Source organism: Rahnella sp. P4_A8 (genome assembly GCF_056402435.1).
In genome coordinates this window covers 115,471-133,890 of record NZ_JBFUHK010000002.1, presented here as the reverse complement: position 1 = coordinate 133,890, position 18,420 = coordinate 115,471, and the positions used below count along the sequence as shown (strand labels likewise).

Genomic DNA, 18,420 nt, shown 5'->3' with positions numbered 1-18,420 from the left:
ACAACCCTTCTGTGGCGCGGTGTGTGAGGTTTTTTATCACCCCGTACACAGGCGATTTTGGGTAGGTTTCAGGGGACTTGTTACAGCATGAACAGCGGACTGGCTTCGGCCGGGTTCAAACAGAAAGGTTATCGATGAGCTGGATTGAACGAATTCTTAGTAAGAGCACTGACTCGCAAACCCGTAAGGCAAGTATTCCTGAGGGCGTCTGGACTAAATGTGACAGCTGCGGGCAGGTCCTTTACCGCGCCGAGCTTGAGCGCAATCTCATGGTGTGCCCTAAGTGCGACCACCATATGCGCCTTACCGCGCGTATGCGTCTGTCCACTTTCATGGACGAGGGCAGTGAGATTGAGTTAGGCAGTGAGCTTGAGCCTAAAGATGTTCTGAAGTTTAAAGATTCCAAGAAATACAAAGATCGTCTGGTTGCAGCACAAAAAGAAACCAACGAAAAAGACGCCATGGTCGTCATGAAAGGTACGCTGTTTGGCATGCCAATCGTGGTCGCATCGTTTGAATTTGCTTTCATGGGCGGTTCAATGGCGTCCGTCGTGGGGGCACGTTTTGTGCGTGCCGTTGAGCAGGCACTGGAAGATAACTGCCCGCTGGTCTGTTTCTCTGCCAGTGGCGGCGCCCGTATGCAGGAAGCGCTGATGTCGCTGATGCAGATGGCGAAAACCAGTGCAGCACTGGCGAAGTTACAGGAACGTGGCCTGCCATACATTTCTGTACTGACTGACCCTACGATGGGCGGTGTTTCTGCCAGTCTGGCAATGCTGGGTGACATTAACGTCGCGGAGCCGAAGGCGCTGATCGGTTTTGCCGGTCCACGTGTTATCGAGCAAACCGTTCGTGAAAAACTGCCGCCGGGCTTCCAGCGCAGTGAATTCCTGATCGAAAAAGGTGCGATTGATATGATCGTACGTCGTCCGGAAATGCGCGCCAAACTGGGCAGCGTTCTGGCGAAACTGACCGGGCAACCGGAGCCGAAAGTGGCTGACGTCCATGTTGCTGTCAACGGTTCTGCCGCTGACAACCAGGATGCCTGATCGAACAGGGTAAACGCCGGTCAGTTATTCGGGCGGCCACCGCGTGTTGTGCCGCCCACACTGTTTTTCTGCAAAACAGACAGCCGTGCTTTTACTCTGTTGGTGTGATCTGACAAAGAGGGCATTGCCTGCTGTCACAGTCTGGTGATGTAGTGTCGAAGTGAACCTGACAAGGTTGAACGGGACTCATGCAAAATCAACTTATTCCCCAAGCCACGTCGCCTTTGGCCACGTGGCTTTATTATCTTGAACATCTCCACTCTCAGGCTATTGAGCTTGGCCTTGACCGGGTCAAAGCGGTTGCCGCCAAACTCGACTTACTGACGCCAGCGCCGCTGGTTTTCACCGTGGCCGGAACTAATGGTAAAGGCACCACCTGCGCGACGCTGGAATCCATCCTGATGGCGGCGGGTTACCGTGTGGGCGTTTACAGCTCCCCGCATCTGGTGCGCTACACTGAACGTGTCCGTATTCAGGGGGAAGAATTAGCGGAATCTGCGCATTGCGAATCTTTTGCGGGGCTGGAGGCTGGCCGTGGCGATATCTCGCTGACCTACTTTGAATACGGCACATTGTCGGCGTTGCAGCTGTTTAAACAGGCTAAGCTGGATGTGGTGATACTTGAAGTCGGGCTGGGCGGTCGTCTGGATGCGACTAATATTGTCGATGCCAGCGTGGCTGTCGTCACCAGTATTGCGCTGGATCATACCGACTGGCTGGGATCTGACCGCGAAAGTATTGGCCGCGAAAAAGCCGGTATTTTCCGCGCCGGTAAACCGGCCGTGGTGGGTGAGCCGGATATGCCACAATCCATTGCTGCGGTTGCGCAGGAAAAACATGCGGATTTACACCGCCGCGATGTGAACTGGCATTTTTCTGCGGATGCCGGACAGTGGCGCTGGGCAGCGCGGGAAGAAGGTAATGAGGTTAACGTGCTGGAAGGTTTACCGTTGCCGAATGTACCGCTGGCTAACGCCGCGACCGCGCTGGCTGCACTGCATTATTCAACACTGGATATCCCTGAAGCCGCGTTGCGCAGCGGTTTACAGCGCGCTGCTTTGCCGGGACGTTTCCAGACGGTGAGTGAATCGCCAAGGCTGATCCTGGATGTCGCGCACAATCCGCATGCGGCAGCGTATCTGGCCGGACGTCTGGCGGAACAGCCGCGAAAGGGTGGCAAAGTGCGTGCCGTCGTCGGAATGTTGAAAGACAAAGATATTGCCGGTACGCTGGCTTGCCTGTCGCCGCAGGTGGATGAATGGTATTGCGCGCCGCTGGAAGGCCCGCGCGGGGCCAGTGTCGAAGAACTGACCGTCCATCTGCCGCAGGCGCGCCAGTTTGATGATGTGGAGTCTGCCTGGAAACAGGCTATGCAGGAGGCGGCTCCTCAGGATATTGTGATTGTCTGCGGCTCGTTCCATACCGTAGCTCACGTAATGGATGCTATAGACACGGGGAAAACCAGTGGCAAGTAAGTTTCAAAATCGTCTGGTCGGGACGGTCATTCTGGTGGCACTGGGTGTCATCATTTTGCCTGGTTTACTCGACGGCAAGAAAAAGCATTACGAAGACGAATTTGCGTCTATTCCATTGGTGCCAAAACCGGGTGATGTTGAGGAACAGGACTCGGTGCCACCGGTCACGCAATCTTTGCCTGCTCAGCCGCCGGAAGGTGCCGATCAGATGATGAATGGTGAACAGGACGATACAAGTCCTGCCAATAACACCAACGCCGCCAATCATGGCAATGTGGCGCCGGGTAATACCACGATAGAAGCGCCGCCGGTCACCACACTGCCTGAGCAGAAAAAACCGGTGCAGCCTGCTCCTCAAAAACCCAAAGTGATCGAACCGAAACCGATGGTGGAAGCGAAGCCAACGGTGAAACCTAAGCCGGTCGAACAGCCAAAACCGGTTGAACAACCGAAGGCCGTTGCTGAACAGCCAAAACCGGTTGAACAGCCGAAGGCCGTTGCTGAACAGCCAAAACCGGTTGAACAGCCGAAGGCTGCGCCGGCAGAAAAAGCGCCGACAGGGCAGTCTTATGTGGTGCAGCTTGGCGCATTGAAAAATGCCGCCAAAGCCAATGAGATTGTGGCGAATCTGCGGTTGTCTGGTTTCCGTGCTTACACAGTGCCTGCAACACCGGTACAGGGGCAGATCACGCGCCTGTACGTCGGCCCGGATGCCTCGAAGCAGAAACTCGAAGCGTCACTTCCGCAACTGCAACAGCTGAGCGGATTGGGTGGGCAGGTTCGCGCTTACTCCGCACACTGACTTTGCTCCTCCCCCTGCGAAGGGGGAGGCGGGGAGGGGGTTTAGCTGGCAACGCCAGATTCAACGTTGCCATTAATACCCCACCCCAACCCTCCCCTTCGCAGGGGAGGGAGTCGTTAAAACATAAAAAATACCACGGAGGGCACAAGCGATTTGTGCCCTTTTTCTATAAGATCCTCTGGTTGGATTTTTATAGGTTTATGCTGCGATTGAGGTTTTTTTAATCGCTATTATTAATTTGTCTGACCGGCTGATTTCCCCTACGCAAACGTTTTCTTTTTCTGTTAGAATTCGCCGCGAACTGGATGCCGGGGCAGATGTGACTGGATTAGACACTGGAATAGTTAATGGTCTGGATTGATTACGTCATTATTGCGGTTATCGGATTTTCTGCTTTAGTCAGTTTGATCCGTGGCTTTGTTCGTGAGGCTTTATCGCTGGTAACCTGGGCTTGCGCCTTTTTTGTTGCCAGCCATTATTACCCTTACCTCGCCATCTACTTCACACGTTTCGAAGATGAGTTAGTTCGAAACGGGATCGCAATTGCCATCTTGTTCATCGCGACGTTGATCGTAGGTGCAATTGTCAACTATGTGATTGGTTCACTGGTTGAAAGAACCGGGTTGTCCGGCACTGACAGGGTGTTAGGTGTGTGCTTCGGCGCACTGCGCGGGGTGTTAATTGTCTCCGCGATGCTGTTCTTCCTCGATACTTTTACCGGTTTTTCGCAAAGTGAAGACTGGAAACAATCCCAGTTGATCCCACAGTTCAGTTATATCATCAGGTGGTTCTTTGACTACCTGCAGAGCACGTCGAGTTTCTTGCCAAAACATATTTAGTTTTGGCAGCGCTGAAGAGGAAAAGACAACATGTGCGGTATTGTCGGTATCGCCGGTTTCATGCCGGTAAACCAGTCGATTTATGACGCGTTAACGGTGTTACAACACCGTGGTCAGGATGCCGCAGGCATCACCACCATCGACGCGAATAATAACTTCCGTTTACGTAAAGCGAATGGCCTGGTGAAGGATGTTTTCGAAGCCCGCCATATGCAACGCTTACAGGGCAACATGGGTATCGGCCATGTGCGCTACCCAACGGCTGGCAGTTCCAGCGCTTCAGAAGCTCAACCCTTTTACGTCAACTCTCCGTTCGGCATTACCCTTGCCCATAACGGCAACCTGACCAATGCTCACGAATTGCGCAGCAACCTGTTCGAAGGCCAGCGCCGTCATGTGAACACCACGTCCGATTCTGAGATCCTGCTCAATATCCTGGCGAGTGAACTGGATCGTTTCCAGCATTACCCGCTGGAAGCTGACAACATTTTTGCTGCGGTTGCTGCAGTGAATCTGAAAATCCGTGGTGCCTACGCGTGTGTGGCGATGATTATCGGTCATGGCATGCTGGCGTTCCGTGACCCGCACGGTATCCGTCCGCTGGTTATCGGTAAACGTACGCTGGAAGATGGCCGTAATGAGTACATGGTGGCTTCTGAGAGTGTGGCACTCGATACGCTGGGCTTTGAGTTCCTGCGCGACGTTGCGCCGGGTGAAGCGGTGTATATCACCGAAAAAGGTCAGTTGTTCACCCGTATGTGTGCCGAGAACCCGCAGTACAATCCGTGCCTGTTCGAATACGTGTATTTCGCGCGTCCGGATTCCTTCATCGATAAAATTTCCGTCTACAGCGCCCGTGTTCGTATGGGTGAAAAGCTGGGCGCGAAAATTGCCCGTGAATGGGAAGACCTGGATATTGACGTGGTGATCCCGATCCCGGAAACCTCCTGCGATATCGCGCTGGAAATCGCCCGCATCCTGGATAAACCGTACCGTCAGGGATTTGTGAAAAACCGCTATGTCGGCCGTACCTTTATCATGCCGGGCCAGCAGGAACGCCGTAAATCTGTACGCCGTAAACTGAATGCTAACCGCGCTGAATTCCGTGATAAAAACGTGTTGCTGGTGGATGACTCCATCGTGCGTGGCACCACCTCTCAACAGATTGTTGAGATGGCGCGTGAAGCCGGAGCGCGACGTGTTTATCTGGCCTCTGCGGCACCGGAAATTCGTTTCCCGAACGTGTACGGTATCGATATGCCAAGCGCGAACGAGCTGATTGCCCATGGCCGTGAAGTCAGTGAAATCAACCAGATAATTGGTGCTGATGCCTTGATCTTCCAGGATCTGAGCGACCTGATCGCCGCAGTGAAAGAAGACAATATGGATATCGAGAAATTCGAATGTTCAGTTTTCGATGGTGTTTACGTCACCAAAGACGTTGACCAGAACTATCTGGAATACCTCGAAGCCCTGCGCAATGACGACGCTCAGGCGTTGCGTGGCCAGCAGGAAGCTGAAAACCTTGAGATGCACAACGAAGGCTGACCGGCCCGTTACTGACATTCTCTCAGGCGCGCCCCTCCGGTGAACACCGGGCGGGCGCGTTTTTTTATGCCTGAATTTATGTCAGTATTGGCACCACCGGGTCCGGGTTAATTTTTCTAAGGCAGTGTTCATGAAACGACTTATCGTCGGTATTTCCGGCGCCAGCGGCGCAATCTATGGTGTCAGGCTCTTGCAGGTATTGCAGAGCGTACCTGATATCGAAACACATCTGGTGATGAGCAATGCGGCCCGCCAGACGATGACACTGGAAACCGATCTCACACTACGCGACGTTCAGGCGCTGGCCGATGTGGTGCATGATTCCCGCGATATCGCGGCCAGCATTTCTTCCGGTTCTTTTAAAACTGCCGGAATGGTGATTTTGCCCTGCTCGATCAAAACGCTTTCCGGCATCGTAAACAGTTACACCGACGGTTTGCTGACCCGTGCAGCCGACGTGGTGTTGAAAGAGCGCCGCCGTCTGGTGTTGTGTGTGCGTGAAACGCCGCTGCATCTCGGCCATTTACGGCTGATGACCCAGGCCGCTGAACTGGGTGCTGTCATTATGCCGCCGGTTCCGGCGTTTTATCATCGCCCGGCCTCGGTGGAAGATATCATCGATCAGACGGTAAACCGGGTGATTGATCAGTTTGATATCGAACTGCCGGAAGACTTATTTGTTCGATGGCAGGGCAGTCGTTAAACTTTCACGTCCCAATACGCACTCATTTCGCGCACTTCAGTTACATTGCACCAACAATGATCACAATTTGATTCATTGGGGTGCAGTGTTAAACCTCCCTTCAGCTATCCTTCCCTCAGACCTTTGAAAACTTTCATTATCCCGATGCTTTTTTGACCGGTTTTCACTCTCTCGCTGCGGAAAGTCGCGATGCGGAGAAACGGCACGAAAAGTGCATGAGAAAATCTGGCAAAAAGCCATTTGCATCGTTCAGCAAACTATAAAAAGACGTTCATTCACGCACACACAACCACAACAGATGAATAATCACTGAGGCTAATGTATGAAAAAGTTGTTCAAGGTTCTCCCGCTGGTTCTGGTCTTAGCCAGTGCAGGTAGTGCATTTGCTGCCGTGCCTAAAGCAATTAATATCGGTACTGATCCGACTTACGCCCCATTTGAATCAAAAGACTCCAGCGGCAAGCTGGTTGGTTTTGATATCGACCTGGCCAACGAGATGTGCAAACGTGCAGCCATTAAATGCACTTACGTTGAAAGTGATTTTGATGCGCTGATCCCGTCCCTGAAAGCGAAAAAGATTGATGCGATTATTTCCTCATTATCCATCACTGAAAAACGCCAGCAGGAAATTGATTTCACAGAGAAACTTTACGCCGCTAACGCCCGTCTGATCGCGCCTAAAGGTTCTAAAGTTCTGCCTACTCTGGATGCGCTGAAAGGTAAAAATGTCGGTGTTCTGCAGGGTTCCACTCAGGAAGCTTATGCCAACGCGATGTGGCAGCCAAAAGGCATCAACGTAGTCGCTTACCAGAACCAGGATCTGATTTATGCGGATCTGGCTTCCGGTCGTCTTGACGCGGCATTCCAGGATGAAGTGGCAGGCAGCGAAGGCTTCCTGAAACAGGCTGCAGGTAAAGATTACGCGTTTGCTGGCCCGTCAGTTAAAGACGATAAATTCTTCGGCGTGGGCACCGGCATGGGTCTGCGTAAGACGGATACTGACCTGAAAGACGCACTGAATAAGGCATTTGACAGCATGCGTAAAGACGGGACTTACGACAAACTGGCGAAAAAATACTTCGACTTTGATGTTTACGGCGGCTGATACGCGTCGTGAGATGTGCCAAAGGGGGCGGTGTGCCGCTCCCTGCGGTTCTGACGCTGGCCGTCTTTTTGTCTGCGCAGGGATCCACTAAAGACAGGAAAAAACCATGCTGTATGGGTATTCCCAGGTAATTATCCAGGGCACGTTAGTGACACTGGAGCTGGCGATTTCGTCAGTCATTCTGGCGCTGGTGATAGGGTTAATCGGCGCGGGCGGGAAACTGTCAAAGAACCGGATCGTGTCTGGTTTTTTTGGTTGCTACACCACGCTTATTCGCGGCGTACCTGATCTGGTATTAATGTTATTGATTTTCTACGGGTTGCAGATTGCGCTTAACAGCGTCACCGAATCACTGGGATTGACGCAAATTGATATCGATCCGATGAGCGCCGGTATTATCACGCTGGGCTTTATCTACGGGGCTTATTTCACTGAGACGTTCCGTGGTGCGTTTATGGCGGTCCCGCGTGGACAAATCGAAGCTGCGACGGCTTTCGGGTTCAGCGGTTCACAGATTTTCCGACGAATTTTATTTCCGGCCATGATGCGCTTTGCACTGCCGGGTATTGCCAACAACTGGCAGGTTATTCTCAAAGCCACCGCGCTGGTGTCATTGCTGGGTCTGAATGATGTGGTCAAAGCCACGCAACTGGCCGGGAAAGGCACTTATCAGCCGTTCTATTTTGCGATTGTGGCGGGAGTGGTTTATCTGATTTTCACCACGCTGTCGAACGGCGTGCTGGTATGGCTTGATCGCCGTTATTCGCTGGGTGTGAAGAGGGCTGATCTATGATCGAAATTTTACAACAGTACGGTATGTCTTTGCTCTACAGCGATGGCTACCGTTTTACCGGTCTGGCAATCACCCTGTGGTTACTGATCAGCTCCGTGGTGATAGGCGGATTACTGGCGGTGCCGATGGCGGTGGGGCGCGTGTCTTCTAACAAATTCCTGCGTTATCCGATCTGGCTGTACACCTATATTTTCCGCGGAACGCCGCTGTATGTTCAGTTGCTGGTGTTTTATTCGGGGATGTACAGCCTGGAAATCGTGCGTGGTACCGACTTCCTCAATGCCTTCTTCCGCAGCGGGCTTAACTGTACGATTCTGGCGCTGACGCTCAACACCTGTGCCTACACCACCGAGATTTTTGCCGGTGCCATCCGCGCAGTACCGCACGGCGAAATCGAAGCGGCCAATGCCTACGGTTTCTCACGCTTTAAACTGTACACCTGCATTATTTTGCCGTCGGCATTACGTACGGCGCTGCCTGCTTACAGTAATGAAGTCATTCTGATGTTGCACTCCACCGCGCTGGCATTTACCGCCACGGTACCGGACGTGCTGAAAATAGCCCGCGACATCAACTCGGCGACGTATCAGCCGTTTTATGCTTTCGGGATTGCAGCAGTGATTTATCTTTGTGTTTCTTTTGTCCTGATCGGGCTGTTCCGCAAGGCGGAAAAACGCTGGCTGGCTCACGTAAAGCCCCAAGCTCATTAATAAGAATTATTTTTGCGGAATAACTTTATGCCAGAAAACAAATTAGCGGTTCTCGATCTCCACAAGCGCTATGGCGACCACGAAGTGCTGAAAGGTGTTTCGTTGTCGGCCAATGCGGGTGATGTGATCAGTATTATCGGTTCATCAGGTTCCGGAAAAAGTACCTTCCTGCGCTGCATTAACTTCCTCGAGAAACCAAGCGAAGGCTCGATCAGCGTTAATAATCAGGATATCCGCATGGTGCGCGACACCGACGGTCAGCTGAAAGTGTTTGATAAGAAGCAACTGCAGCTGCTGCGTACCAAACTGACGATGGTGTTCCAGCATTTCAACCTGTGGAGCCACATGACGGTGCTGGAAAACGTCATGGAAGCGCCGGTGCAGGTGCTGGGGCTGAGCAAAGCCGAAGCGCGTGAACGTGCGGTGAAATACCTCGATAAAGTGGGCATCGACGCCCGCGCACAAGGTAAATATCCGGTGAACTTGTCAGGCGGTCAGCAACAGCGTGTGTCTATTGCCCGCGCGCTGGCGATGGAACCCGAAGTGCTGCTGTTTGATGAGCCGACTTCCGCGCTGGATCCTGAACTGGTCGGCGAGGTGCTGCGTATCATGCAAAAGCTGGCGGAAGAGGGAAAAACCATGGTGGTGGTAACGCATGAGATGGAGTTTGCCCGTCATGTCTCCAGCCATGTCATCTTCCTGCATCAGGGTGTGATTGAAGAACAGGGCGATCCTGCTGAAGTCTTTGGCAATCCGAAAAGCGCCCGTCTGCAACAGTTCCTTTCCGGTGCGCTGAAGTAACATCTGTACGCGCCTTCCCCTCACATGAGGGGAAGGTTTAAAGCAAATCAACCTTTCGCGGCCAGCAGGCACAACTGAAGGGTCAGTTCATAGGATTTCACAAACGAATTCACCGGCAGGAACTCAAACTTCGAGTGGAAATTGTGCGCGCCGGTAAAGTAGTTCGGCGTCAGTAATCCTTTGGCCGATAATGCTGCGCCGTCGGTGCCGCCACGCATCGGGATCACTTTCGGCTCCACGCCAATCTCTTTCAATCCGGCAAAGATCAGGTCAATCGCCCGGCGATCTTCGCCGATGGCGCTGCTGATATTGCTGTAGGTATCGCTGATCTCAACTGAGACTTTTGCGGTCGGATACTGCGCGGCTATCTCTTTCGCCACATCCTGAATTTTCTGCTTACGGGCGGCAAAACTGGCGCTGTCGAAATCGCGAATAGAAGCTTTCAGTTCCGCGCCTTGCTGCGAAGCGCTCATGCCGTTGAACCAGATATAACCTTCCCGGCCTTCAGTGTTTTCAGGGGTTTCAGCGCGGTCAAAATGACTGATGAAATCCTGCGCCATCAGCAGCGGATTCACCAGCACGCCTTTGGCCGACATCGGATGCGCTGTCACGCCGGTGAAGGTAATTTCTGCCGCTGCCGCATTGAAGTTTTCATACACCACTTCGCCGAGTTCGCAGCAGTCGATGGTGTAAGCAAAATCGACATCAAAGCGGGCGAGATCCAACGCCTTGGCACCGCGCAGACCAATTTCTTCGTCAGGCACAAACGCCACCACGATATCGCCGTATTCCTGCTCAGCCGTCAGGTTTTCCAGCAATGTCATCACCACCGTCACTGCCGCTTTATTATCCGCACCCAGCACACTGGTGCCGTCGCTGAAAATAATATCCTCACCTTTGTAAGGCAAGATTTCCGGGCGTTCCGCAGGGCGCAGCCAGATATCCAGCGCCTTGTTCAGACACACATCCTCACCGGTAAAACGCAATGTCTGCGGATGAATATCCGGGCGCAGGCCGACATCCACGGTATCGATATGCGTGATAAAACCGATACGCGGCCCCCCTTTTTTGGTGCCGGATTTGACTGCCGTCACGGTGGCATGTTCATCGATCTGAATATTTTCCAGACCCAGCTGATGCAGTTCTTCAGCCAGCAACCGCGCCATGTCGTGCTGGCCCGGCGTGCTGGGTAAGGTCGTCGCGCTGGCATCACTTTGTGATGTCACGGAGAGATAGCGGTAGAAGCGTTCGGTAAGCTGTGTTGCGATTGTTGTCGACATCTTAACCTCTGAATGTGCGCAAATATTGTTCCCTGTTATAAGATTTTCATATATAACAAAGTATTACTACGTGTTATCCAGATGTTAATCTGTTTTTGCTTTAGGTTCCACGATGAAGAAGATCTAAACACTCTCCGGACAGGGAAAATAGGGAAAAGAATGAAACACAACATCTTAAAAATAAGCACAGGTTTACTGGCGTTAACCATCACCAGCGGCGTTTGTGCTAAAACGCTGGTTTACTGCTCCGAAGGCTCGCCTGAGCAATTCAACCCGCAACTTTATACATCGGGCACTTCCGTGGATGCCGGCGCTGCGCCAATTTATAACCGTCTGGTGGATTTCAAAATCGGTACTACAGAACTGGTGCCGAGTCTGGCGGAAAGCTGGGAGGTCAGCGCAGACGGTAAAACCTATACCTTCCACCTGCGTAAAGGCGTGAAATTCCAGAGCAGCAAGTTGTTCAAACCCACCCGCGACTTCAACGCTGACGACGTGATCTTCTCGTTCATGCGCCAGAAAGACGAGAATAACCCTTATCATAAAATTTCCGGCGGCACTTACCTTAACTTCGACAGCCTGAAAATGGGCGATCTTATCGGCAGCATTGATAAGGTGGATGATTACACGGTGCGCTTTAACCTGACACGTCCCGAAGCGCCGTTCGTGGCCGATCTGGCGTGGTATTTTGCTTCCATCCTCTCGGCGGAATATGCCGATCAGATGCTTAAAGCCGGTACACCGGAAAAATTGGATCAGGATCCGATTGGGACCGGGCCGTTTGAGCTGGTGCAGTACCAGAAAGATACGCGTCTGCTGTACAAAGCGTTCCCGGATTACTGGCAGGGCAAATCCAAAATTGACCGTCTGGTGTATACCATTACGCCTGACGCCTCAATGCGCCTCGCTAAACTTGAGAAAAACGAATGCCAGGTGATGCCGTTCCCGAATCCGGCTGATCTGGATCGTATGCGCGCCAATAAAGACATCAACCTGATGAGCAAGGCTGGCCTGAACACGGGTTTCCTGTCGTTCAATACGCAGAAAGCGCCGCTGGATAATGTGAAAGTGCGTCAGGCGCTGACCATGGCCATTAACAAACCACAGATCATTGAAGCGGTGTTCCACGGTACGGGAACCGTCGCGAAAACGCTGCTGCCTACGGGGGTCTGGAGTTACAACGACAAACTGGTGGATTACGATTACTCACCGGAGAAAGCCAAAGCTCTTCTGGCCGAAGCCGGGATGCCGAACGGTTTTGATATCGATTTATGGGCGATGCCGGTACAGCGTCCGTATAACCCGAATGCCCGGCGTATGGCGGAAATGATCCAGGCGGACTGGGCAAAAATTGGCGTGAAAGCGCATATCGTCAGTTACGAATGGGGTGAATACCAGACCCGTATCCGTAACGGCGAACATATGGCAGCGCTGATGGGCTGGACAACGGCGAACGGTGACCCGGATAACTTCTTTGGTCCGCTGTTTACCTGTAATGCCGCGAAGGGCGGTTCGAACTCAGCGAAATGGTGTTACGCGCCGTTTGACCAGTTGATCACCGAAGCGAAAGAAACCACCGATCATGCGAAACGCGTGGCGCTTTACGAGCAGGCCCAGCAGATGATGCACGATCAGGCACCGGCGGTGATGATCGCCCACTCGACCATTTTCGAACCGGTACGCAAAGAAGTGACCGGTTATGAAGTGGACCCGTTTGGGAAACATGTGTTTTATCAGGTGGATGTGAAGGAGTAGAACCTGAGGGGGGGAAATTGAATTGTGAAAGTTTCGGTTTCTCAATAACAGTTCTCACACGAGATATTTCGCCGAAACCGAGCAGAGGGGAAAGGCTTTTCCCCTCTGCACTCCCCTCGCTTTTTCACTGCGCGCTGTCGCTGGAACGAAGGACATGTTCTGATCGTTCTGAGTGTGGCGCAAAATGTCATCGCTCCGCGATTCCCTCATTTCAGGCTTCGAGCCATAGGTCTCGAACCGTTCATTCGGTGCCATTTTTGAGCACGCCAATCAACATTTCTAAAAGATAAAACCTCTCTGTTTTTGAATTTAAGAACGTGCGGGCGATTCAGAAATCTTGCTGAACGGAGCGGCCTGAAGACCAAGGCTTCAGGACCGAGAGAAGGCACCGCGCAGCGGCAAGATTTCCAGCCTGTCGCAGTGATAGCTGAAACATAGCCAGCGAGCGAAGCGCTTGTTGAAAAAGCGAGGAGGAATCCAAAGGAGGAAAAGCACTTTCCTCCTTTGGGCGGTTTCGGTGCAGAAAGTTAAGTAATCTCAGTTATTGAGAAACCGAAACATCCCCCCGATCAGTTTTTAAAAAGCGCCAGTACCGCGCCATTGTACCTATGAGACCCCAATCTGGTTGAGCAGGGTGAAGGGCTGCAAGACCCTTCATCCCAGCAAATCCTCCAGCGTTTCCTTTAACTCCTGATGCTTAAAAATAAACCCTGCTGCTTCCAGCCGGCGCGGCACTGCCCGCTGACCACCCAGCACTAATACAGCTGATTCGCCCATCAGCAAGCGCACCACAGGCGCGGGTGCCCGCATAAACGCCGGGCGGTGCAATACTTCGCCGAGCAGGGCACTGAATTGCTCGTTGCGCGCCGGATACGGCGACACCATATTGAACGGGCCGGAAAGTGTTTCGTGTTCCAGCAAGAACAGAATCCCGTCAATCATGTCGTTGATGTGGATCCATGGCATGTATTGCTGACCATCACCGAGCGGGCCACCGAGACCGGCGCGGTAGGGCAGAACTATTTTGGCCAGCGCACCGCCTTTTTCAGCCAGTACGATGCCGGTGCGCAGCAAACAAACACGCGTCGCCGCGCTTTGTGCTGACATCGCCAGTGCTTCCCAGCGGGCACACAATTGCCAGGTAAACTGCTTGTTAGGCGGCTCATCTTCAGGCACCAGAGCCTGGCCCTGATCGCCGTAATAGCCGACCGCCGAACCGGAGATAAACACGGCAGGGGGCTTTTCACTGGCGTTAATCAGCGTTGCCAGCTTTTCTGTCAGCTTCCAGCGGCTCTCGCATAACAACGCTTTGTGTTCTTTGGTCCAGCGTTTGTCGGCAATGGGTTCACCGGCAAGGTTAATTACGGCATCGAAACCGTCGAGCGAGGTTTTTCCTTCCAGCGTTTCCCAGACGGAAACCTGCGACCCGAGTATTTTCGCCGCGCGTTCAGGGGCACGGCTCAGGGCGGTGATCTGATGAGATTGCTCAAGAAGCCGTTCGGTCAATTTTCTTCCGATGAGGCCGGTGGCGCCGGTAATCAAGATCTTCATATCGGGATCCTTAACTGTCTGAATACGCGGATGAACTGTCTTTAATCATAGATGAGTCATCGCAATTAACTCGCGATATGGAGCACAGTTAAGGGTTTTTTATTCTGAGATATTCAGAACACCTCCGGCAGGCTGAAGGGGCTTACTGAACCTGCGCCAGCGCGTAGGCTTTTTGTGTCGCCGGGCGGCTTTTAACCCGTTCGAACCAGTTGCGTACGGCAGGGTATCCAGCCAGATCAATACGCTGGCGTTCATGAGCCGCGACCCACGGATAAGTGGCCATGTCGGCGATACTGTAATTCTCCCCGGCGATATAGGCATTTTTCTCTAACTGGCGGTTCAGCACGCCATACAGACGCTGAGTTTCCTGTAAATAACGCTCAATGGCGTAAGGCACCGGCTGCGGCGCATAATGCGTAAAGTGGTGGTTCTGACCCAGCATCGGGCCAAATCCGGCAACCTGCCAGGTCAGCCATTCCAGTGTCACTGTGCGCTCACGCAACTCTTTGCTGAGAAATTTTCCGGTTTTTTCTGCCAGATATTGCAAAATTGCGCCAGACTCAAAAATACTGACCGGTGTGCCGCCGTCAACGGGCTGACTGTCGACAATGGCCGGGATTTTGTTGTTGGGTGAAATGGCGAGGAATTCAGGTTTGAATTGCTCCCCTGCGCTGATATCAATACGGTGGAGCCGGTATTGCAGGCCACTCTCTTCAAGAAAAAGAGAAACTTTATGGCCATTCGGTGTTGGTGCGTAATAAAGATCGATCATATTGCCTCCTGCGTTGTTTTAATCACTCTCCGCGAATGGCGGGGCGGGATGCGCTAATGTGGAACGGGTAATCACAAGCTTCTTATCCGATTGAGTAGGGTATCATAATGCAGATGTTTAGAAGTCTATGTCGGACTTGTCTGATGGCGAACTTTGCGGGGTAACATAGCTTTTAGGTTGCATCAACGCATCCATAGCTATTGAAGCCACCCAGCAGACCCAGATAGAATCTCCGGACATTATCGACGTGTTGCAAAATCACAGCGCACAGACTTATTGCGCACAGACCAGCGCTTAAAAGAGAAGGTTCCAGCGGATGTCAGAACAAGAGCAAAACATCAGTACGGATGAGTGGGTTGATATCGTCAACGAAGACAACGAGGTCATTGCCCAGGCCAGCCGACAACAAATGCGTGCTCAGGTCCTGCGTCATCGTGCCAGCTATATTGTGGTTCATGATGGAATGGGGAATATTTTGGTTCAGCGTCGGACTGAAACCAAAGATTTCTATCCGGGCTGGCTCGATGCAACGGCCGGTGGTGTGGTGCAAAGCGGTGAAAACATACTTGATTCAGCTCGCCGTGAAGCCGAGGAAGAGCTGGGTATTGCCGGTGTGCCGTTTGCAGAGCACGGTCAGTTCTACTTTGAAGAAGAGAACAAATGTCGCGTATGGGGGGCATTGTTTAGCTGTGTATCCCATGGCCCGTTTGCCCTGCAGGAAGAAGAAATTGATGCCGTCCGCTGGATGACACCGGAAGAAATCACTGCGCGTTGTGATGAATTTACGCCGGACTCCCTGAAAGCACTTTCTCTGTGGATGACGCGAAACAATGAGAAAGAACACGGTAAGCCGCTGACCCGTGAAGCCGTAGCCCCTGTGGCGGATGCGTCTGTCCCGGGTAATAAAGAAAACGATGAAGAAGAATCGTCAGCGAAAGATGATATCTGAATCACATCACGGGCGAACGCATATCGCCCGTTCTCTTTTTAGCAACTCTCCCGCTTGCACAACGACGAAGCGATCGTCACTTCTTCCCATTCCTCGTCATTAATCCTCGCCAGCAATGCCTGGGCAGCGCGCACCCCGATTTCTTTATGCGGAATAGCAATAGTGGTCAGCGGCGGCTGGCATACTTTACTGACATCGGCATTGCCGAAACCGACCACGGCAAGTTCATCTGGCACTTTGATGCGTCTGCGCTGGCATTCATACAGTGCGCCACAGGCGAGATCGTCGGAAACACACACCAGCGCGTCAATTTCCGGCCAGGCAAGCAGGAACTCCGGCAGTTGCTGAGCGCCGGTGGAAAAGCTGGCAGGCTCGGCGGCGTTTATCACCCGGTGCGGGGACATGTGCGCTTTCAACATGGCCTTACGCCAACCCTGAAGGTGCTGCTGGAAAATCCACTGTTCCTGATTGGCACACAGCATGCCAATATTCTGATATCCCTTCGCCACCACCGTCTGGGTCAACTGAAACATCGCCTCGACATAATCAATGCCGATATTCATGTCGATTGGCGAAGTGGTCAGCGCACCGATTTCCAGCACCGGGATGGTCAGGTTATCCAGCCATTGACGTACATTGGCGGAGTGTTCAACGGACAGTAAAATCGCCGCCGCCAGATTGTAGGAAAGCAACGTTTCCAGCAGTTTTTCTTCCCGCTCAATACGATGTTGAGATTCCGCCAGCATGATCTGATAACCGGCCGGTTGCAGCACTTTCTGTAGCCCGGCAAACATCTCGGCGCAGCCCGCTTCGGAAAGGCTCGGCACAATCATCGCAATGGTATTTGAGGAGGCGGAAGCCAGGGAACTGGCGGCCTGGTTGGGCAGATATCCCAGCTGACTGACCGCTTCTTCGATCTTCTCCCGTAGCTTGTCGGAGACCTGTTCGGGTGTGCGCAGCGCACGGGAAACAGTCATGCTGCCCACGCCCGCCAGTTGCGCGACATCAGCCAGCGTCACTCTTCCGGTACTGCGTCTTTTCTTGTTAATGGACATTCACGATCCTGACCTTAACTGCGCATCTTGCGCAAAATGTATACCCACAGGTATAGCGAAAAAAGCGGGCCGCAGCAGGACCGGTAAATCGGGAACCACGGCAGAATTCGGTAAATTATCGGCAATTTCCCGACAAAGTATACCGTTATTTATGCGATCCACGGGACGGCGATACCGCTGTGTGATTATTTTTGATAGCGCTATCACAGATCTCAATGATAGAAGTTTGGTAGCGCTATCTTTGAGATCTGTATCACAGATGTTAACGCTACCGCTGAAGTAGAGTCTGGATCGTTGGTGCGGTCTGGGGGAAATTTGACCGGCCATCTTTAAAAATAAAAACGGAGCATCACTATGCTGAATGATTGGCTGACATCTGAACGAATTCAGATCAGAACGGATATCACGGACTGGCGGCAGGCAGTGGAAGTGAGCGCTGAGCCACTGCTGAAAGAAGGGGCAATTACCCCGGATTACCTGACGGCTATTTTTGCTCAACGGGAAAAACTGGGGCCGTATTTTGTTCTGGCGCCGGGCATTGCGATGCCACACGCCAGACCAGAAGAAGGGGCGAACGGGTTGGGACTCTCGTTGCTGACGCTGCCGCACGGCGTGGCGTTTAATTCAGAGGATAACGATCCGGTGTATACCGTGGTGATGTTATCGGCAGCAGATAAGCACAGCCATATTGAACTGATTTCTGAACTGGCAGAATTATTTTCCAGTGAAGAAGATATGCAGAAAATACATCAGGCAAAAACCATCAGAGAAATTCAGGACATTATATCCCGCTATTAATTTGACTTAATATTGTAAAGGGAGTGCGACTTAAATCTAAGGGTATTCTGACCATTCATATGCATTAATATGTGCAGATGGAGTACGGTTCTACATATTTTAATCGTTTAAAAACAGATAAAGGACAAGTGAATAATATGAAAATCATGGCGATTTGTGGTTCCGGTTTAGGCAGCAGCTTTATGGTTGAAATAAACATCAAAAAGGTCCTGAAGAAACTCAATATTCAGGCAGATGTTCAGCACTCCGATTTGTCCTCAGCCATTCCGGGTGAAGCCGACCTGTTCGTGATGGCAAAGGACATCGCTGCCAGTGCCAGCATTCCTGAAAACCAGTTAGTGGTGATTACCAACATCATTGATATTAATGAACTTGAAACAAAACTGATTGCTCACTTTGAAAAACATCCAGTGTCCTGACCGGCACTGAATAACC

At 52.2% G+C, this 18,420-nt stretch carries 18 protein-coding genes; 14 read left to right on the top strand and 4 right to left on the bottom strand.

The window, feature by feature from the left end:
- Positions 1–134: 134 nt before the first annotated feature.
- The 10 genes from accD to hisP all read left to right on the top strand — a co-directional run bounded on the left by accD (position 135) and on the right by hisP (position 9,825).
- Positions 135–1,049, top strand: a complete 915-nt coding sequence (gene accD / locus AC1DUO_RS01695) for an acetyl-CoA carboxylase, carboxyltransferase subunit beta (protein ID WP_013574558.1) — start codon at positions 135–137, stop codon at positions 1,047–1,049.
- Between the two features lie 188 nt (positions 1,050–1,237).
- The gene (folC, locus tag AC1DUO_RS01690) at positions 1,238–2,524 is read left to right on the top strand and encodes a bifunctional tetrahydrofolate synthase/dihydrofolate synthase (RefSeq protein WP_013574559.1); all 1,287 of its coding nucleotides are present in this window, start codon (positions 1,238–1,240) and stop codon (positions 2,522–2,524) included.
- On the top strand, positions 2,514–3,326 hold the full coding sequence (gene dedD, locus AC1DUO_RS01685; protein ID WP_443529824.1) for a cell division protein DedD: 813 nt from the start codon (positions 2,514–2,516) through the stop codon (positions 3,324–3,326). Before folC ends, dedD begins: the two co-directional genes overlap by 11 nt.
- 347 nt (positions 3,327–3,673) lie before the next feature.
- Entirely contained in the window at positions 3,674–4,165 is a 492-nt protein-coding gene (gene cvpA / locus AC1DUO_RS01680; protein WP_013574561.1) for a colicin V production protein, read from the top strand.
- 30 nt (positions 4,166–4,195) lie between these two features.
- Complete coding sequence (purF, locus tag AC1DUO_RS01675; protein ID WP_013574562.1) at positions 4,196–5,713, top strand: amidophosphoribosyltransferase; 1,518 nt, start codon at positions 4,196–4,198, stop codon at positions 5,711–5,713.
- Positions 5,714–5,843: 130 nt separating this feature from the next.
- Positions 5,844–6,416 carry a UbiX family flavin prenyltransferase gene (locus tag AC1DUO_RS01670; RefSeq protein ID WP_013574563.1) on the top strand — a complete coding sequence of 191 codons (573 nt, stop codon included), beginning with the start codon at positions 5,844–5,846 and terminating at the stop codon, positions 6,414–6,416.
- 322 nt (positions 6,417–6,738) lie between these two features.
- Positions 6,739–7,521, top strand: a complete 783-nt coding sequence (gene argT, locus AC1DUO_RS01665) for a lysine/arginine/ornithine ABC transporter substrate-binding protein ArgT (RefSeq protein ID WP_013574564.1) — start codon at positions 6,739–6,741, stop codon at positions 7,519–7,521.
- A gap of 106 nt (positions 7,522–7,627) precedes the next feature.
- On the top strand, positions 7,628–8,314 hold the full coding sequence (locus AC1DUO_RS01660) for a histidine ABC transporter permease HisQ (RefSeq protein WP_013574565.1): 687 nt from the start codon (positions 7,628–7,630) through the stop codon (positions 8,312–8,314).
- Positions 8,311–9,024, top strand: a complete 714-nt coding sequence (locus tag AC1DUO_RS01655) for an ABC transporter permease (RefSeq protein WP_013574566.1) — start codon at positions 8,311–8,313, stop codon at positions 9,022–9,024. The genes AC1DUO_RS01660 and AC1DUO_RS01655 overlap by 4 nt, the downstream gene beginning before the upstream one ends.
- Positions 9,025–9,051: 27 nt before the next feature.
- The gene (hisP, locus tag AC1DUO_RS01650) at positions 9,052–9,825 is read left to right on the top strand and encodes a histidine ABC transporter ATP-binding protein HisP (RefSeq protein WP_013574567.1); all 774 of its coding nucleotides are present in this window, start codon (positions 9,052–9,054) and stop codon (positions 9,823–9,825) included.
- 47 nt (positions 9,826–9,872) lie between these two features.
- On the opposite strand, the gene pepT is transcribed toward hisP, so the two are convergent.
- A complete protein-coding gene (pepT, locus tag AC1DUO_RS01645) occupies positions 9,873–11,105 on the bottom strand; it encodes a peptidase T (protein WP_112151213.1) in 1,233 nt (410 codons plus the stop codon).
- Between the two features lie 159 nt (positions 11,106–11,264).
- Between pepT and AC1DUO_RS01640 the strand changes: the two genes are divergently transcribed.
- Complete coding sequence (locus tag AC1DUO_RS01640) at positions 11,265–12,860, top strand: ABC transporter substrate-binding protein (protein ID WP_449632230.1); 1,596 nt, start codon at positions 11,265–11,267, stop codon at positions 12,858–12,860.
- Between the two features lie 654 nt (positions 12,861–13,514).
- On the opposite strand, the gene AC1DUO_RS01635 is transcribed toward AC1DUO_RS01640, so the two are convergent.
- Both AC1DUO_RS01635 and yfcG read right to left on the bottom strand, forming a co-directional pair.
- Positions 13,515–14,411, bottom strand: coding sequence for a TIGR01777 family oxidoreductase (locus tag AC1DUO_RS01635; protein WP_013574570.1), 897 nt, complete (start codon positions 14,409–14,411; stop codon positions 13,515–13,517).
- A 142-nt stretch (positions 14,412–14,553) separates the two neighbouring features.
- Positions 14,554–15,183, bottom strand: a complete 630-nt coding sequence (gene yfcG / locus AC1DUO_RS01630; RefSeq protein ID WP_013574571.1) for a GSH-dependent disulfide bond oxidoreductase — start codon at positions 15,181–15,183, stop codon at positions 14,554–14,556.
- A 316-nt stretch (positions 15,184–15,499) separates the two neighbouring features.
- Here yfcG and yfcD point away from each other — a divergent pair, with 316 nt between their 5' ends.
- Entirely contained in the window at positions 15,500–16,132 is a 633-nt protein-coding gene (gene yfcD / locus AC1DUO_RS01625; protein WP_112151210.1) for an NUDIX hydrolase YfcD, read from the top strand.
- Between the two features lie 38 nt (positions 16,133–16,170).
- On the opposite strand, the gene AC1DUO_RS01620 is transcribed toward yfcD, so the two are convergent.
- On the bottom strand, positions 16,171–17,187 hold the full coding sequence (locus AC1DUO_RS01620) for a LacI family DNA-binding transcriptional regulator (RefSeq protein WP_037036215.1): 1,017 nt from the start codon (positions 17,185–17,187) through the stop codon (positions 16,171–16,173).
- Between the two features lie 354 nt (positions 17,188–17,541).
- On the opposite strand from AC1DUO_RS01620, the gene AC1DUO_RS01615 reads away from it, so the two are divergent.
- Positions 17,542–17,985, top strand: a complete 444-nt coding sequence (locus AC1DUO_RS01615) for a PTS sugar transporter subunit IIA (RefSeq protein ID WP_449632231.1) — start codon at positions 17,542–17,544, stop codon at positions 17,983–17,985.
- Positions 17,986–18,122: 137 nt separating this feature from the next.
- Positions 18,123–18,404, top strand: a complete 282-nt coding sequence (locus AC1DUO_RS01610) for a PTS sugar transporter subunit IIB (RefSeq protein WP_104921260.1) — start codon at positions 18,123–18,125, stop codon at positions 18,402–18,404.
- Positions 18,405–18,420 lie beyond the last annotated feature (16 nt).